Source organism: Sphaerotilus hippei (assembly GCF_003201595.1).
In the GTDB taxonomy this organism is placed as follows: Bacteria; Pseudomonadota; Gammaproteobacteria; order Burkholderiales; family Burkholderiaceae_C; genus Sphaerotilus; species Sphaerotilus hippei.
In genome coordinates this window covers 139,135-154,737 of record NZ_QJJS01000003.1, presented here as the reverse complement: position 1 = coordinate 154,737, position 15,603 = coordinate 139,135, and the positions used below count along the sequence as shown (strand labels likewise).

The window sequence follows — 15,603 nt, the reverse complement described above, 5'->3', positions numbered from 1 at the left end:
GGCCTCATCGGCAGAGCATGCCCACCGGGGCCGGGGACCGGGGCGGCGGGACATCGGCCGCGGCCGGCCGCCCCGGCAGCAGCTCGTGCTCGTGGCGGGCATACAGCTGCGCGAGGTGCTCGGGGCTGACCTGCGTGGCCGGCAGGTCGAAGGCCAAGACGCCGTCGCGCAGGCCGACCACCCGGGGAAAGCGCGACAGCGCCACGTCGACCTGGTGCAGCGAGGCCACCAGCGTCGCCCCCCGCTCGCGGGCGCGGTCGATCAGCGCCGCGATGGCCTGCTCCGCCCGCGTCGGGTCGAGCGCGGACAGCGGCTCGTCGATCAGCCACAGCGAGGCCGGTGCCACCAGGGTGCGCGCCAGGCCGACCCGCTGGCGCTCGCCACCGGACAGCCGGTCGACCCGGTCGAACAGCTTGTCGGCCAGGCCGAAGGACTCGAGTGCCGCCTGCGCCCCCGGCAGGTCGTCCGGGTGCACCAGGGAACGCAGGCTGGCCCACAGGCCCATCGCCGGCAGCCGGCCCGCCAGCACCGCGGTCACCACCCGCTGGCGCGGGGGCAGCGGCGGCACCTGCGGCGCGAGGAAGAGCCGGCCGCGCAGCCGCTGCAGCGCCGCACGGGGCAAGGCCCACGGGTCCTGCCCGTCGAGCCGCAGCCGGCCCTCGCGGGGCGGCAGCGCGCAGGCCATCACCTGCAGCAGGCTGGTCTTGCCCGCGCCCGACGGGCCGATGACCGCCACCGCCTCACCCGCCTGCACCGTCAGGTCGATGGCCCGCAGCGCCGGCGCGGCACCGGGCCGCGCGGCGGGGTGGGCGGCCGAGACGGCCTCCAGTTGCAGCTTCACCGGACGGACCCGCCTGCGCTCAGAGCAGGCCGGCGCTGCGGGCGGCGGCCTCGATGCCCTTGTAGTTCTCGGCGCGGGTGGGCACGAAGCGGGTCGCACGCTGCACCTCGAGCACCTCCTTGCCCTCGGCGGTGTCGCGGCTCAGGGCCAGCATCGCCTGGGTGATCTTGTCGCGCAGCGCCACCGGCATGTCGGCGTGCACCGTCCAGTTGTAGTCGTAGTAGGCCGGCGTCGTGTAGATCACGCGCACCTTGCCGGTGTCGACCTTGCCGTCGGCGACGAACTTGGTCCACACCGAGATGTTCAGCGCCCCGGCCTGCACCTTGCCCGAAGCCACGGCCGCGATGGTCGCGTCGTGCGCACCGCTGTAGGCGACACGGCGGAAGTCCTTGTCCGGATCGATGCGAGACTGCAGCAGGAAGTGGCGCGGCATCAGGTGGCCCGAGGTCGAGCTCTGCGAGCCGAAGCTGACGTCCTTGCCCTTCAGGTCGGCCAGCGCCTGCACGGTCGGGTCACCGCTGATGAAGACGGACTTGAACTTCTCGTCCTCCTCGCGCTGCACCAGCGGGATCACCTTGCCGCCCGAGCGCACATGCGCCTGCACGAAGGTGAAGCCGCCGAACCAGGCCATGTCGACCTTCTTGTTGACCAGCGCCTCGACCGAGGCGGCGTAGTCGGTCACCGGCGTGTACTCGACCTTCATCGCCAGCCGGCTCTCGAGGTACTTGACCAGCGGCGCGGCCTTGCGCGCCAGCTCGGTGGGCGACTCGTCCGGGATGGCCGTCAGGCGCAGCACCTGCTGGGCCTGGCTGAAGGCGGTGAACCCCAGCAGGGCACAGGTCAGCAGGGTCTTCAGGGCACGGGCAGGCATCGGGTGGCGCATCGGGGTCCTCGTCGATCGACAGGTCGGTGGGAAAAACAGCGCCGCAATGTAACCTGTGCGGCCTCGCGCGGGGTGACATCACGCCATCGCGCACGCTGCACCTGACCCCGGAGACCGCCATGACCCCCCGCGCCCCTGCCACGGAACCGAAACTGACCTCGCTGTCGCATGGCGGGGGCTGCGGCTGCAAGATCGCCCCGGGCGTGCTGTCGGAGATCCTCAGGGGCACGGCCGCCATGCCCATCCCGCCCGAGCTGATGGTGGGCATCGAGACCGCCGACGACGCCGCCGTCTACCGCCTCAACGACGAGCAGGCGCTGATCGCGACCACCGACTTCTTCATGCCCATCGTCGACGACCCCTTCGACTTCGGCCGCATCGCCGCCACCAACGCGATCAGCGACGTCTACGCCATGGGCGGGCGACCCATCCTGGCGCTGGCGCTGGTGGGCATGCCCATCAGCGTGCTGTCGCCGGCCACGATCGGCCGGGTGCTCGAGGGCGGGGCCTCGGTGTGTCGCGCCGCGGGCATCCCGATCGCCGGGGGCCACACCATCGACTCGGTGGAGGCGATCTACGGCCTGGTGGCGCTCGGCCTGATCCACCCGGGGCGCGTCAAGCGCAACGCCGATGCCCGCCCGGGCGACGTGCTGGTGCTGGGCAAGCCGCTGGGGGTCGGCGTGATGTCGGCCGCGCTGAAGAAGGGCCGCCTCGACGCGGCCGGCTACGAACTCATGATCGCCACCACCACCCGGCTCAACACCCCCGGCCCCGACCTGGCCGCCCTGCCCGGCGTGCACGCGATGACCGACGTCACCGGCTTCGGCCTGGCCGGCCATGCGCTCGAGATGGCCCGCGGCGCGCAGTGCGACGTGCACCTCGACTGGTCGCGCGTGCCGCTGCTCGACGGCGTGGACACGCTGGCCCGCGCAGGCCTGGTCACCGGGGCCTCCGGGCGCAACTGGGCCGGCTACGGCGCCGAGGTGGCGCTGCCGGCCGAGACCACCGACACCTGCCGCGCGCTGCTGACCGACCCGCAGACCAGCGGCGGCCTGCTCGTGGCCTGCGCCCCGGACACGGTCGACGAGGTGCTGGCCACCTTCCGGCGCCACGGCTTCGAGGCCGCCGCGGTGGTCGGCGAGGTCAGGCCGCGAGGCGACGGGCCGGCACGGCTGACGGTGGGCTGAGGGCGGGCCGGGACCGGGGCGGCGGCAGCGCCGATAATCGGCCTCGAGAGAACGCCCGCCCCGACGCCCCCCGACCGGCGTCGAATGCCGCTGCCGACGCACTGCGCACGACACCCATAACACGACCGAATCAACGGCTTGCAGCTGATCCACCATGAACATCATCATTCTTGACGACTACCAGGACGCGGTGCGCAAGCTCTCCTGCGCGCAGCTGCTGGAGTCGCACACCCTCAAGGTCTTCACCAACACGGTCAAGGGCACGGGCCAGCTGGCGGTGCGGCTCAAGGATGCCGAGATCCTGGTGCTGAACCGGGAGCGCACGCACCTGCCGCGTGCGCTGCTCGAGAAGCTGCCCAAGGTCAAGCTGATCTCGCAGACCGGGCGGGTCGGCGCCCACATCGACGTCGAGGCCTGCACCCGCCTGGGCATCGCGGTGGCCGAAGGGGTGGGCTCGCCGGTGGCGCCCGCCGAGCTGACCTGGGCGCTGGTGATGGCCGCGATGCGCCGCCTGCCGCAGTACATCGGCAACCTCAAGCACGGCGCCTGGCAGCAGTCGGGCCTGAAGGCCAGCTCGATGCCGGCGAACTTCGGTCTGGGCAACGTGCTGCGCGGCAAGACGCTGGGCATCTGGGGCTACGGACGCATCGGCCAGATCGTCGCCGGCTACGGCAAGGCCTTCGGCATGACGGTGCAGGTCTGGGGCAGCGCGAGCTCGCGCGAGCGGGCCGTCGCCGACGGTTACCTGGCCTCGGACAGCCGCGAGGGCTTCTTCGCCTCCTCGGACGTGCTGTCGCTGCACCTGCGCCTGAACGAGGCGACCCGCGGCATGATCACGATGGACGACCTGTCGCGCATGAAGCCGACCTCGCTGTTCGTCAACACCTCGCGGGCCGAGCTGGTCGACGAGAGCGCGCTGGTGGCCGGGCTCAACCGCGGCCACCCCGGCATGGCCGCGGTCGACGTCTTCGAGAGCGAGCCCATCCTGCAGGGCCACCCGCTGCTGCGGCTGGAGAACGCGGTCTGCACGCCCCACATCGGCTATGTCGAGCTCGACAGCTACGAGCGCTACTACGAGGCCGCGTTCAGCAACGTGGCCAACTACCTGGCTGGCCAGCCCACCCACATCGTCAACCCGGACGCGCTGAAGCTGCACCGCGCATGAGCGCGGGCACGGCGGCTGCCGCGAGCCCGCTGGCCTGCCGGGCCGCGCTGCTGTCGGGCAATTTCGCGATCGGCTGCGGCGTGATGGTGGTGGCCGGCTCGCTCAACGACCTGGTGCGCTCGCTGGGCATCCCGGTGGCGCTGGGCGGCCAGCTCATCAGCGCCGGGGCGGCGACGATGTGTTTCGGTGCCCCGCTGCTGGCGGCGCTGCTGGGCCGCTTCGACCGCCGCCGGCTGCTGACCTGGACGCTGCTGGCCTACGCGCTGGGCCACCTGCTGTGCGCCTTCGCCCCCGACTTCGCCACGCTGCTGCCGCTGCGCGCGCTGGCCACGCTCGGCGCGGCGGTGTTCACGCCGCAGGCCGCGGCGACCATCGGCCACATGGCCGAGCCCGGCCAGCGTGGCAAGGCGATCACCACGGTCTTCCTGGGCTGGTCGCTGGCCGCCGTGCTGGGCATGCCGATGCACAGCTACATCGGCGAGACGCTGGGCTGGCGCTGGGCCTTCGGGCTGGTGACGCTGCTGTCGGTCGTGGCGGCCACCTGGGTCTGGCGGGTCATCCCGGACGGGGTGAAGCCGCCGCAGGTGTCGCGGGCGCAATGGCGCGGGGCGCTGACCCACCCGGTGCTGATGGCCACGGTGGCGGTCACCGCGCTGGCGGGCGCCGGACAGTTCACGGTGTTCAGCTACCTGGCGCCCTACTACCGCCAGGTGCTGGGTGCCAGCGCGGTCGAGGTCAGCCTGCTGTTCATGTGGTTCGGGGCCTTCGGGCTGCTGGGCAACGTGCTGCTGTCGCGCCATGTCGACCGCTTCGGCGCGGCCCGCCTGGTCGGCTGGTCGCTGGCGGGCATGGCGGTGTCGCTGCTGCTGTGGCCGCTGGGCCGGCAAGTGGCCACGCTGGCGCTGGTGCTGCTGCCCTGGGCGCTGGCCGGTTTTGCCAGCAACTCGGGCCAGCAGGCCCGGCTGGGCCTGAGCGCGCCCGCGCTGGCGCCGGCGCTGATGGCGATGAACACCTCGGCCATCTACCTGGGCCAGGCGGTGGGCGCGGTCAGCGGCGGCCTGCTGCTGGGCTCACCGGCCGAGCCCGACCCGTTCGCCCGCCTGCACTGGGCCGGCCTGGGCTGGATGCTGCTGGCGCTGGCGATCAGCACCTGGGCCGCCCGGCGCCAGCGCAGCGGGCCGGTCTGAGCGACCGGCCCGGGCCTTCGCTCAGCCGGCCTCGGGGGCCTCGGGCTTCGTGGCCGTCCGGACGTGGCGCCGCTGGCGCAGGGCCTCGTAGAGGCAGACCGCGGAGGCCACTGACACGTTGAGGCTCTCCACCGCCCCGTGCATCGGGATGCGCACCAGCTCGTCGCAGGTCTTGCGCGTGAGCTGGCGCATGCCGGGGCCTTCGGCGCCCAGCACCAGCGCCACCGGCCCGGTCAGGTCGACGTCGTAGATGGTCTTCTCGGCGTCCTCGCTGGTGCCGATCACCCAGATCGAGCGCTCCTGCAGCTCGCCCAGCGTGCGGGCCAGGTTGGTGACCATGAAATAGGGCACCGTCTCGGCCGCGCCGCTGGCCACCTTGGCGACCGTCGCGTTGACGCCGACCGCATGGTCCTTGGGGGCGATCACCGCATGAGCCCCCGAGCCGTCGGCCACGCGCAGACAGGCGCCGAGGTTGTGCGGATCGGTCACGCCGTCGAGCACCAGCACCAGCGGCGGGCCCTCGACGGTGTCGAGCTGGTCATCCAGCGACTGCGAGCGGGCGAGCACCTCGACCTTCGCGACCACCCCCTGGTGGCGGGTATTGCCGGCCAGGCGCGACAGGCGTTCGTCGTCGCTCTCGATCACGCGCACGCCGTGGGCGGCGGCACGCTCGAGGAACTGGCGCATGCGGGCATCACGACGGCTGGCGTCGATGTGCAGCTCGCGCACGGACTGGGGGGCGGTCTTGAGCCGCACGGTGACGGCATGGAAGCCGAAGAGCAGATTTCCTGACATAGCCCTCGATGGTAGCGGGTCGCTGGCGTGCTCAGACCATCCGGCCGGCCTCGATGCGGATCTGCCGGTCGCACCGTGCGGCGATGGCCGGATCGTGGGTCACCAGCACCAGGGTCGTGCCGGCCTCGCGGTTGAGCTCGAACATCAGCTGCATCACCGACTCGCCGGTGGCGTGGTCGAGGCTGCCGGTGGGCTCGTCGGCCAGCAGCAGGTCCGGGCGCATGACGAAGGCCCGCGCCAGCGCGACCCGCTGCTGCTCGCCGCCCGACATCAGCTTGGGGTAGTGGCGCAGGCGCTGAGCCAGGCCGACGCGGCCGAGCATCTCGGTGGCCAGCTCGCGCGCGCGCGGCTCGCCCTGCAGCTCGAGGGGCAGCATCACGTTCTCGAGCGCGGTCAGGTGGCCCATCAGCTGGAAGCTCTGGAACACGAAGCCGATGCGTGCGCCCCGCAGGGCCGCCCGGGCATCCTCGTCGAGCGCGAACAGATCCTGTCCACCGATGCGCACGGTGCCGCTGCTGGGCACGTCCAGGCCCGCGAGGATGCCCAGCAGCGTGCTCTTGCCCGAACCGGAAGCCCCGACGATGGCCACCGACTCCTGCGGCGCCAGCGAGAACTCGACGCCTTGCAGTATCGTGAGCAGACCCGTCGCATCCTCCACCTGCTTGCTGACCCGATCGACCTCGATGATGGAACTGACCATGCTCTCCCGCCGCCAGGGCGCCTTGTTGAATCGCAGGCACTGTATCGCGCTTGCGCTGGCCGCCGCTGCGGCCGGTCTTGCCGGACCGCCGGCCGCGGCGGCCGCGCCGCGGCGCGTGCTGGTGGTCGGAGACAGCCTGTCGGCGGAATACGGCCTGCCGCGCGGCACGGGCTGGGTGGCGCTGCTGCAGGCCCGCCTGGCGCAGCAGAAGATCGATGCCGAGGTGATCAACGCCAGCATCAGCGGCGACACGACCGCGGGCGGGCGGGCCCGGCTGGCGGCCGCGCTGGCGCGCCATCAGCCGACCCACGTGGTGATCGAGCTCGGGGGCAACGACGCGCTGCGGGGCATGCCGCTGCAGACCACCCAGGCCAATCTGGCGGCGATGGCGCGCGAGGCCAAGGCCGCCCGGGCCCGCGTGCTGCTGGTGGGCATGCAGATGCCGCCGAACTACGGTGCGCAGTACGGCCAGGAGTTCTCGGGGCTGTTCGCCAAGGTGGCCCAGGCCGAGGGCACGGCGCTGGTGCCCTTCCTGCTGGCCGGCCTGTCCGAGGATCCGGACCCGCTGAAGTGGTTCCAGGCCGACCGCATCCATCCGAACGCGGCGGCCCACCCTCGCCTGCTCGACAACGTCTGGCCGGTGCTGCGACCCTGGCTGCTGAGCGCGCGCTGAGGACCGGCCGGCCGCGCCGGACTCAGCGCTTGCCCGTCGGCGGCGTGAAGCCCGGCATGCCCGGGAACAGCGTGCCGGCCTGCTTCTGCATCTCCTGCATCTGCGTCAGCAGTTGCTTGGACTGGTCGACGTAGGTCGACATCAGCCCGCCCATGACCGGGCTCTGGCCGGTCAGGAACTGGCTCCAGGCCTCGGGGGAGAACGGCACCGTCTGCTCGGCGAAACGTTTCTGCAGATCGACGAAGCTCTGCAGATTGCTCTCCAGGTACTGCCCCATCACGCCCTGCATGGTGTGGCCGTAGAAGCGGATGATCTGCGCGAGCATCTGGGTCGAGAACATCGGCATGCCACCGGTCTCCTCCTCCAGGATGATCTGCAGCAGGATGCTGCGCGTCAGGTCCTCGGCCGTCTTGGCATCACGCACCTCGAAGACCTCCGCACCCAGCACCATCTGCTTGACGTCGGCCAGCGTGATGTAGCTGCTGGTGCGGGTGTCGTAGAGGCGCCGGTTCGGATACTTCTTGAGGATGCGCAGGCCCGCTTCGGGGGCCGCTGCCGTTTCCGCGTTGTCGCGGCGTGACGAAACCATGTGGGAACTCCTGATACAGCTGGACGGCGTGTGACGACCCATTCTAGGCAGGCCTCCCCACGGGGGCCGGCTGGGGTTTGCACCCGCGACGGACCCACCATACAAAAACGGCGCTGGCATCGCTGCCAGCGCCGTTCTGTGACCGATGTTCTGGTAGGCACAATTGGATTCGAACCAACGACCCCCACCATGTCAAGGTGGTGCTCTAACCAACTGAGCTATGTGCCTGCAAGGTCTTCTGGTAGGCGCAATTGGATTCGAACCAACGACCCCCACCATGTCAAGGTGGTGCTCTAACCAACTGAGCTATGCGCCTGAAGAGCTTTCTATTATGGCACGCATTTCCAAAAACACCAGCACTTTCTGATTATTTTCTTTTGGCATCGTGAACGCCGGGCACCGCGGCCACCTGCCGCAGCACCTGGGACAGGCGCGAGGCGTCCGTCACCTCGACGGTGAAGGTCATGTAGGCGACGCCGTGCACCGAGCGGGTCTGGGCGCCGACCATGTTGACCTTCTCCTTGGCGAAGACCTCGGAGATGTCGCGCAGCAGCGCCTGCCGGTCGCTGGCGGTGACCATCACGTCGACGGGATACAGCGCCCGCTCCGGGGTCGCGCCACCGGCGGCCGCGCCCGAGGCGTCCCAGGTCACCGGCAGCGTGCGTTCCGGGTGCCGGGCGCAGAGCTGGCGGTAGTTGCTGCAGTTCAGCCGGTGCACGGCCACCCCCTTGCCGCGGGTCACGTAGCCACCGATGCCGTCCGGTGGCGCCGGCCGGCAGCAGTGGGCCAGCTGGGTCAGCAGCGAGTCCACGCCGACCACCAGCACGGAGCCGCGGCCCGGCGTGCCGCGCGAAGGCCGCAGCGGCGGCAGCCCGGGCTCGACCTCGGCGGGCGCCGGGCGCAGCAGCGCCTCGATGTTGCGCAGCGAGTACTCGTCCTTGCCGACCACCTCGAACAGCGCCTCGGCACTCCGGAAGCCCAGCTGGGCGGCCAGGTCATCGAGCTTGACGGAGGTGCGCCCTTCGCGGGCCAGCAGCTTGTCGACCGCCTCGCGGCCGCGGGTGATCGTCTCGTTCAGGGCCCGGGCATTGAACCAGGCACGGGCCTTGGCCCGCGAGCGCTGGCTCTGCAGGTAACCCAGCTGCGGGTTGAGCCAGTCCAGCGACGGACCGCCCTCCTTGGCGGCGATCACCTCGATGGTCTGGCCGCTGCGCAGCGGCGTGTGGAGCGGCACCAGCACCCCGTCGACCCGCGCGCCGCGGCAGCGGTGGCCCAGGTCGGTGTGCAGCAGGTAGGCGAAGTCGACCGGCGTCGCCCCGGCGGGCAGCTCGATCACCGCCGCCTGCGGCGTGAACACGTAGATGCGGTCCTCGAACCAGCCCTGCCCCGCGGCGCCGGCCTCTGGCGGCGGGCTGTCGCGCCCCTGGCCGGCAAGGTCGCGCTCCCAGGCCAGCAGCTGCTGCAGCACCTCGCGCCGGGCCAGGGCGACCCGCTCCTCGAAATCACCGGCGGCACTGACCCCGGCGTAGCCGCGCGTGCCCGCCTCCTTGTAGGCCCAGTGCGCCGCCACGCCGCTCTCGGCATGGTCGTGCATGGCCTGGGTGCGGATCTGGATCTCGAGCGGCCGGGCCTCGTCGTCGAGCACCACCGTGTGCAGCGACTGGTAGCCGTTGCTCTTGGGTCGGGCGATGTAGTCGTCGAATTCGTCGGGCAGCGGCGTCCAGAGCTCGTGGATGCGGCTGAGCGCGGCATAACAGTCCTCCACCGAAGCGACGATCACCCGCATCGCCCGCTGGTCCAGCACCCGCTCGAAGGGCAGCTTCTTGCCCTGCATCTTCTTCCAGATGCTGTAGATGTGCTTGGGGCGGCCCTGCACCTGGGCCTTCAGGCCGTGGTGGGCCAGCGCCGCCAGCACGCGCTGGCGGGCGGCCTCGATGCGGGCCTCGCGCTCGACGCGCTTTTCGTCGAGCAGGCGGGCGATGCGCTTGTAGTCGTCGGGCTGCAGGAAGCGGAAGGCCAGGTCCTCCAGCTCCCACTTGATCTGCCAGATGCCCAGCCGGCTGGCCAGCGGCGCGAACACCTGCTGGGCCTCGCGGGCCAGCGCCTGCGGGCAGGGCTGCTTGGTGGCCGCGTAATGGCGCAGCGTCTGCAGCCGCGAGGCCAGGCGCAGCAGCACCACCCGCAGGTCGCGCGAGAAGGCCAGCAGCATCTTGCGCACCCGCTCGAGCTGGCGGGCCTGGGCCTCGCGGTCGGTCAGGTCGGCCCAGGCGTCGAGCGCATTGCGCTGGATCTGCACCAGCTTGCGGGTGTGGGTGACCAGGCTGGCATAGGGCGCACCGAAGGCCTGGGTGACGACCTCCTCGGGTTCGGTCAGGAAGTCGCCCGCGTAGACCAGGTAGACGGCCGCACGCATCGACGGCGCCGCACCGACCGACTCCAGGATCGAGGCCACGCCGTCGGCGTGGGCCTGCGCGTCCTCCCCGGTGTCGAAGTGGCGACCGAGCAGCAGCGGCTCGGCGAAGGCACGCGCGCGCCGCAGGCGGTCGTGCTCCTCGGCGATGGTCACGTCGGGCGAGCCGACGCTCTGGCCGTCGGCCAGCAGCACGATGGGCGCAGCCGCCTCGGCGGGATCGAGGCCCGATGTCCGCATGCGGGCCTCCTCAGTCGGACGACGTCGGCGCCACGCGGGGCGCCGGCTGCCAGCTCGACAGGAAGGACTCGACCACCTGCTGCTGGTCCTCGGCGACCAGCGTGGGCGCATGGCCCACGCCGTCGAAGGACACCAGCCGGGCACGGGGACCGCGCCGGGTCATGGCCTCGGCGGTGGCCACGGACAGCAGGTCGGACTGCGCGCCGCGCAGCAGCAGCGTCGGGCAGGTGATGCGGTCGTAGGCCTGCCACATCAGGGCTTCGCCCACGGCCGCCAGCTCGGGCGTGACGGCCTGGAACGGCCCGGCGATGCCCGGGTCGTAGCGCAGCTCGAAACCACCCGGCACCGCCTTGAGCAGCGGGCGGCACAGGGCCAGCCACTGCTCGGGCGTGTGCGGCCCGAAGGTGCTGGAGATCGCCGACAGCGCCTGCACCGCGACCTGCTCATCCGGGAAGACCACCTTGTGACCCAGGTACAGGCCGATGCGCTGCAGCGCCGCGTACTCGATGGCCGGGCCGACGTCGTTGACCACCAGCGTGCCGATCGGCGTGCCCGGCAGCGAGGCCAGCACCATGCCGATCAGCCCGCCCATCGAGGTGCCCACCCAGGCGACCTGCTCGACGCCGAGCCGGGCCACCAGCGTCACCATGTCGGCCACGTAGGACGGGATCTGGTAGCCCGACGGATCGGCCAGCCAGTCGGAGCGGCCACGGCCGACGACGTCCGGGCAGATCACGCGCCAGTCGGCGCTCAGGCGCCGCGCCAGCACGTCGAAGTCACGCCCCTGCCGGGTCAGTCCGTGCACGCACATCAGCACGCGGGGGTTGTCCCGCGCGCCCCACTCCCAGTAGGCCATGCGGTGCAGGCCGCGAGCATCGAGGCAGGAGACGTGGTGCAGCGAAGGTTCTTGCATGAGGGCGTCGGCAGCGGTCAGCGCAGGCCATCCTGCGCGTCTGATAATGCCTCCATCCTACCCAACCCACGCAGGAGATTTCATGCTCGCAGGCAAGACCGCACTCGTGACCGGATCCACCAGTGGCATCGGCCTGGGCATCGCCCTGAGCCTGGCCCGCCAGGGCGCCAACATCGTGCTCAACGGCTTCGGGGACGTGCAGGCCCCACGCGCGCAGGTCGAGGCGCTCGGCGTCCAGGTCGGCTACCACGGCGCCGACATGAGCAAGCCCGCCGAGATCGAGGCCATGATGGCCTACGCCCAGGCCGAGTTCGGCGGCGTCGACATCCTGGTCAACAACGCCGGCATCCAGCACGTGGCGACCGTCGAGGACTTTCCGGTCGAGCGCTGGGACGCGGTGATCGCGATCAACCTCAGCTCGGCCTTCCACACCACCCGCCTGGCGCTGCCGGGCATGCAGGCGCGCAACTGGGGCCGCATCATCAACGTCGCGTCGGTGCACGGCCTGGTCGGCTCGGCGCAGAAATCGGCCTACGTGGCCGCCAAGCACGGGGTCGTCGGCCTGACCAAGGTGACCGCGCTGGAGAACGCCACCACCGGCGTGACCTGCAACGCGATCTGCCCGGGCTGGGTGCTGACGCCGCTGGTGCAGAAGCAGGTCGACGCCCGGGCCGCGGCCGAAGGCGTCGACGTGGCCGAAGCCACCCGCCGGCTGCTCGGAGAAAAGCAGCCGTCGCTGCAGTTCACCACGCCCGAGGAGCTGGGTGAACTGGCCGTCTTCCTGAGCTCGCCGGCGGGCAACAACATCCGCGGCGTAGCCTGGAACGTCGACGGCGGCTGGACCGCGCAGTGAAGGTGAAAGCCAGAGCCGCAGGCTTCAGGGCAGCAGCCGCACGCTGCCCTGCACCGTCGCGCTCAGCGTCATCCGGCCGGCTTCGGTGGGCATCGGCGCGGCCTCGGCGGCCGCGCCCTTGGCCCGCATCGCCATCACCACCATCGGCCGGCCGGGCTGCTCGCCGCCGCTGTCGACGCTGACCTCGCGCAGTTCGTAGTTCGTGGCGCCGAAGGCCTTGGCCACCTCGCCGGCGCGGGTGCGGAAACGCGCCACGGCCTGGGCGGTCAGCTGGCGCTCGTGGCGTTCGCGCAGTTCACGCGACAGGCCGTAGCCGGTCGACACCACGTTGAGCCCGGCGAGCCGTCCCGCGGTGGCCGCCACCCGCTCGCCGTCGCTGCCCTGCAGCAGCAGCTCGGCCTGGCCGACCCAGCCGGAGATGCGCCCGTCCTTGCCGTAGCGCGGCGAGAGCTGGAAGGTGCCGGTGCTGACCTCCATGCGCCCCGCGGCCGCCTGCCGGCGCGCCTCGTCGAGCGCCGCGCCCAGCACCTGCTTGAGCTGCGACTGCACCGCAGCCGCCTCCGTGCCGTCGCGCACCGCCTGCAGCGTGACCATCAGCACGTCGGGTTCGACCTCGATCGTGCTGCTCGCGCCGAGGTTGACCACCTGCTCGCGCGGCGCGCTCGCCCCGGGGTCGGCCGCCCGCCCCCAGGGGGCGGCGAGCAGCAGGCCGGCGCCCAGCATGGCCGTCACCACGGCACGGGCACCATTCGATCGTCGGGTGTTCATCGTCTCATCCTCCTTGAAAAGGTCCGGGGCAGACCGGCCCCCGGCCCTCCTCAACGCCGCAGGTCCGGCACAGGTCGACACATGGGGACTCTGCAGGCAAGAAATGTAACAACGAGCAAGGCGCGGCAAAATTGGCGTGCGCGTTTGGTCACAATCGCGGCTGTTACAAATTTGGAGGCCCGATGACCACCGCCAACGCCCAGCGCACCGACCGCATCGCCGTCGTCGACGACGACGCCCGCATCCGCGATCTGCTGCGCCGCTACCTGACCCAGGAGGGCTTCGAAGTGCTGCTGGCGGAAGATGCCAAGGCCCTCAACCGCATCCTGACGCGCGAGACGGTCGACCTCATCGTGCTGGACCTGATGCTGCCGGGCGAGGACGGCCTGTCGATCTGCCGCCGCCTGCGGGCCGCCAACGACAGCACCCCGATCATCATGCTGACGGCCAAGGTCGAGGACGTGGACCGCATCGTCGGGCTCGAGGTGGGGGCCGACGACTACCTGCCCAAGCCGTTCAACCCGCGCGAGCTGCTCGCCCGCATCCACGCCGTGCTGCGCCGCCGGCCGATGGTCGAGGCTCCGGGGGCGCCGTCACGGGACGCCCAGAGCGTCGTCTTCGGCCCGTTCGAGTTCGATCTCGGCCTGCGCCGCCTGACCCGCGACGGCGAGGTGATCTCGCTGACCACCGGCGAATTCTCGATGCTGAAGGCGCTGGTGCGCCACCCGCGCCAGCCGCTGAGCCGCGACAAGCTGGCCCAGCTCGCGCGTGGGCGAGAATTCGAGCCTTTCGACCGCAGCCTCGACGTGCAGGTCTCCCGACTGCGCAAGATGATCGAACCCGATCCTTCGCAGCCTCGCTACATCCAGACCGTCTGGGGCGTGGGTTACGTGTTCGTGCCGGACGGCGCGGCCTGAGCCCCCGCGCCTGACGACACCCCGCCCGCGCGCCTCCATGTCCCTGTCCAGCACCACCGTTCCCGATCCTTCCCGGCCTGCCCTGCCGCCGCCGGGCGTGCTGGCGGCGACATGGCACACGCTGGCGCGGCAGCACTTCCCGCTCAGCCTGTTCTGGCGCACCTTCATGCTGCTGTCGCTGATGCTGGGCGTGGGCATCTTCGGCTGGGTCTACACGCTGCGCTACCTCGAGCTCGAGCCGCGCGGCGTGCAGGCCGCGCAGCAGATCGCCAGCCTGGTCAACCTGTCGCGTGCGGCGCTGCGCTACACCGACCAGCTCAACCGCGTCGCGCTGGTCAAGAACATCGCCGACCAGGAGGCCGTCAAGCTGCAGCCGCGTGAACCCAACGACCGCTACGTGCCCTTCGAGGTCGACCGCTTCACCCGCACCGTGGGCGCCGAGCTGCGCAGCCGGCTGGGCCCGCAGACGGTGGTGGCCAGCAGCGTCAACGGCATGCCGGGGCTGTGGGTCGGCTTCCTGATCGAGACCGACAACTACTGGCTGCAGGCCGACAAGGGCCGGGTCCAGCCGGCCATCACCGGCAAGACCTACTTCGCGGTGATGAGCCTGACCTTCCTGCTGACGCTGGCCGGCTCGGCGCTGATCGCCGGGCTGATCAACCGCCCGCTGCGCCAGCTCTCGCACGCGGCCAGCCGCATCCGCGACGGCGAGTACACCTCGCGCCTGGACGAGGAGACCACCACCCGCGAGATCCGCGAGGTCAACCGCGGCTTCAACCGCATGGCCCGCGAGCTCGCCAAGATCGAGGACGACCGCGCGGTGATGCTCGCGGGCATCTCGCACGACCTGCGCACGCCGCTGGCGCGCATCCGCCTGGAGACCGAGATGAGCGTGGCCGACGAGGAGGCGCGCCGCAACATGGCCGCCGACATCGACCAGCTCGACGCCATCATCGACAAGTTCATGGACTACGCCCGGCCGACCGAGGTCAAGCTCGCGCCGGTCGTGCTGGCGGTGCTGCTCGACACCGTGATCCGCCGGGTCACCAACGACCAGCTCAAGGTCATCGCGCGTGTCACCACCGACGTGCGGGTGCTGGGCGACGAGACCGACCTCGACCGGGTGTTCGCCAACCTGTTCGAGAACGCCCGCCGCTACGCGCAGTCCGACGACGGCGTGGCCCGGGTCTCGGTGACCTACGCCCGCACGGCCGAATGGGTCATCGTCTCGGTGCGCGACGAGGGTCCCGGGGTCAGCCCGCAGCACCTGACCCAGCTGACGACCCCGTTCTTCCGCGGCGACAAGGCCCGCACCCACACCAGCAGCACCGGCGCCGGCCTCGGCCTGGCCATCGTCGACAAGACCGTCACCCGCATGGGCGGCCAGTTCGAGCTGGCCAACGCCAGCGGCGGCGGGCTGGTGGCCTACGTGAAGCTGCGCCGGGCGCTGTGACGCCCGGGGTCCGGGCCGCCGGCCTGAGC

15 protein-coding genes and 2 tRNA genes are annotated in these 15,603 nt (G+C 71.4%); 7 read left to right on the top strand and 10 right to left on the bottom strand.

Going from position 1 to position 15,603, the window contains the following annotated elements; genetic code table 11:
• Positions 1–4: 4 nt before the first annotated feature.
• Complete coding sequence (locus tag C7444_RS04445; RefSeq protein ID WP_110399626.1) at positions 5–841, bottom strand: phosphonate ABC transporter ATP-binding protein; 837 nt, start codon at positions 839–841, stop codon at positions 5–7.
• A 19-nt stretch (positions 842–860) separates the two neighbouring features.
• Positions 861–1,712 carry a putative selenate ABC transporter substrate-binding protein gene (locus C7444_RS04440; protein ID WP_245909409.1) on the bottom strand — a complete coding sequence of 284 codons (852 nt, stop codon included), beginning with the start codon at positions 1,710–1,712 and terminating at the stop codon, positions 861–863.
• A 131-nt stretch (positions 1,713–1,843) separates the two neighbouring features.
• Here C7444_RS04440 and selD point away from each other — a divergent pair, with 131 nt between their 5' ends.
• From selD to C7444_RS04425, 3 genes are all read left to right on the top strand, one after another.
• On the top strand, positions 1,844–2,911 hold the full coding sequence (gene selD, locus C7444_RS04435) for a selenide, water dikinase SelD (RefSeq protein ID WP_110399624.1): 1,068 nt from the start codon (positions 1,844–1,846) through the stop codon (positions 2,909–2,911).
• Positions 2,912–3,065: 154 nt separating this feature from the next.
• Entirely contained in the window at positions 3,066–4,076 is a 1,011-nt protein-coding gene (locus C7444_RS04430) for a D-2-hydroxyacid dehydrogenase family protein (RefSeq protein WP_110399623.1), read from the top strand.
• Complete coding sequence (locus C7444_RS04425; RefSeq protein ID WP_110399622.1) at positions 4,073–5,263, top strand: MFS transporter; 1,191 nt, start codon at positions 4,073–4,075, stop codon at positions 5,261–5,263. Before C7444_RS04430 ends, C7444_RS04425 begins: the two co-directional genes overlap by 4 nt.
• Positions 5,264–5,284: 21 nt before the next feature.
• On the opposite strand, the gene rlmB is transcribed toward C7444_RS04425, so the two are convergent.
• Together rlmB and C7444_RS04415 are read right to left on the bottom strand one after the other, a co-directional pair.
• Positions 5,285–6,058 (bottom strand): 23S rRNA (guanosine(2251)-2'-O)-methyltransferase RlmB, encoded by a 774-nt coding sequence (rlmB, locus tag C7444_RS04420; protein ID WP_110399621.1) that lies wholly within the window; start codon positions 6,056–6,058, stop codon positions 5,285–5,287.
• Positions 6,059–6,089: 31 nt separating this feature from the next.
• A complete protein-coding gene (locus tag C7444_RS04415; protein WP_110399620.1) occupies positions 6,090–6,758 on the bottom strand; it encodes an ABC transporter ATP-binding protein in 669 nt (222 codons plus the stop codon).
• Here C7444_RS04415 and C7444_RS04410 point away from each other — a divergent pair.
• Positions 6,757–7,431, top strand: coding sequence for an arylesterase (locus C7444_RS04410; RefSeq protein WP_245909408.1), 675 nt, complete (start codon positions 6,757–6,759; stop codon positions 7,429–7,431). The genes C7444_RS04415 and C7444_RS04410 overlap by 2 nt on opposite strands.
• A 22-nt stretch (positions 7,432–7,453) precedes the next feature.
• On the opposite strand, the gene phaR is transcribed toward C7444_RS04410, so the two are convergent.
• From phaR to C7444_RS04385, 5 genes are all read right to left on the bottom strand, one after another.
• Positions 7,454–8,020 carry a polyhydroxyalkanoate synthesis repressor PhaR gene (phaR, locus tag C7444_RS04405; RefSeq protein WP_110399618.1) on the bottom strand — a complete coding sequence of 189 codons (567 nt, stop codon included), beginning with the start codon at positions 8,018–8,020 and terminating at the stop codon, positions 7,454–7,456.
• A 151-nt stretch (positions 8,021–8,171) separates the two neighbouring features.
• Positions 8,172–8,248 (bottom strand) — tRNA-Val (locus C7444_RS04400).
• An 11-nt stretch (positions 8,249–8,259) separates the two neighbouring features.
• Positions 8,260–8,336 (bottom strand) — tRNA-Val (locus C7444_RS04395).
• A 51-nt stretch (positions 8,337–8,387) separates the two neighbouring features.
• Positions 8,388–10,670 (bottom strand): RelA/SpoT family protein, encoded by a 2,283-nt coding sequence (locus tag C7444_RS04390; RefSeq protein ID WP_110399617.1) that lies wholly within the window; start codon positions 10,668–10,670, stop codon positions 8,388–8,390.
• 10 nt (positions 10,671–10,680) lie between these two features.
• Positions 10,681–11,583 (bottom strand): alpha/beta fold hydrolase, encoded by a 903-nt coding sequence (locus C7444_RS04385; protein WP_110399616.1) that lies wholly within the window; start codon positions 11,581–11,583, stop codon positions 10,681–10,683.
• 82 nt (positions 11,584–11,665) lie between these two features.
• Between C7444_RS04385 and C7444_RS04380 the strand changes: the two genes are divergently transcribed.
• Entirely contained in the window at positions 11,666–12,436 is a 771-nt protein-coding gene (locus tag C7444_RS04380) for a 3-hydroxybutyrate dehydrogenase (protein WP_110399615.1), read from the top strand.
• A 24-nt stretch (positions 12,437–12,460) separates the two neighbouring features.
• Here C7444_RS04380 and C7444_RS04375 read toward each other — a convergent pair whose 3' ends face one another.
• A complete protein-coding gene (locus tag C7444_RS04375) occupies positions 12,461–13,204 on the bottom strand; it encodes an SIMPL domain-containing protein (protein WP_245909407.1) in 744 nt (247 codons plus the stop codon).
• Positions 13,205–13,386: 182 nt separating this feature from the next.
• On the opposite strand from C7444_RS04375, the gene ompR reads away from it, so the two are divergent.
• Both ompR and C7444_RS04365 read left to right on the top strand, forming a co-directional pair.
• The gene (ompR, locus tag C7444_RS04370) at positions 13,387–14,121 is read left to right on the top strand and encodes an osmolarity response regulator transcription factor OmpR (RefSeq protein ID WP_110399614.1); all 735 of its coding nucleotides are present in this window, start codon (positions 13,387–13,389) and stop codon (positions 14,119–14,121) included.
• Positions 14,122–14,287: 166 nt separating this feature from the next.
• Positions 14,288–15,574: a sensor histidine kinase gene (locus C7444_RS04365; protein WP_375136909.1), complete on the top strand. Its 1,287-nt coding sequence runs from the start codon at positions 14,288–14,290 to the stop codon at positions 15,572–15,574.
• The last annotated feature ends 29 nt before the right edge of the window (positions 15,575–15,603 follow it).

Bases quoted from the DNA above. Each gene is read 5' to 3' on its own strand.
- C7444_RS04390 (WP_110399617.1), bottom strand. From the start codon at position 10,670: ATGCGGACATCGGGCCTCGATCCCGCCGAGGCGGCTGCGCCCATCGTG.
- selD (WP_110399624.1), top strand. From the start codon at position 1,844: ATGACCCCCCGCGCCCCTGCCACGGAACCGAAACTGACCTCGCTGTCG.
- ompR (WP_110399614.1), top strand. From the start codon at position 13,387: ATGACCACCGCCAACGCCCAGCGCACCGACCGCATCGCCGTCGTCGAC.
- C7444_RS04415 (WP_110399620.1), bottom strand. From the start codon at position 6,758: ATGGTCAGTTCCATCATCGAGGTCGATCGGGTCAGCAAGCAGGTGGAG.
- C7444_RS04440 (WP_245909409.1), bottom strand. From the start codon at position 1,712: ATGCCTGCCCGTGCCCTGAAGACCCTGCTGACCTGTGCCCTGCTGGGG.
- C7444_RS04380 (WP_110399615.1), top strand. From the start codon at position 11,666: ATGCTCGCAGGCAAGACCGCACTCGTGACCGGATCCACCAGTGGCATC.
- C7444_RS04375 (WP_245909407.1), bottom strand. From the start codon at position 13,204: ATGAACACCCGACGATCGAATGGTGCCCGTGCCGTGGTGACGGCCATG.
- C7444_RS04425 (WP_110399622.1), top strand. From the start codon at position 4,073: ATGAGCGCGGGCACGGCGGCTGCCGCGAGCCCGCTGGCCTGCCGGGCC.
- C7444_RS04385 (WP_110399616.1), bottom strand. From the start codon at position 11,583: ATGCAAGAACCTTCGCTGCACCACGTCTCCTGCCTCGATGCTCGCGGC.
- phaR (WP_110399618.1), bottom strand. From the start codon at position 8,020: ATGGTTTCGTCACGCCGCGACAACGCGGAAACGGCAGCGGCCCCCGAA.
- rlmB (WP_110399621.1), bottom strand. From the start codon at position 6,058: ATGTCAGGAAATCTGCTCTTCGGCTTCCATGCCGTCACCGTGCGGCTC.
- C7444_RS04410 (WP_245909408.1), top strand. From the start codon at position 6,757: ATGCTCTCCCGCCGCCAGGGCGCCTTGTTGAATCGCAGGCACTGTATC.
- C7444_RS04365 (WP_375136909.1), top strand. From the start codon at position 14,288: ATGCTGCTGTCGCTGATGCTGGGCGTGGGCATCTTCGGCTGGGTCTAC.
- C7444_RS04430 (WP_110399623.1), top strand. From the start codon at position 3,066: ATGAACATCATCATTCTTGACGACTACCAGGACGCGGTGCGCAAGCTC.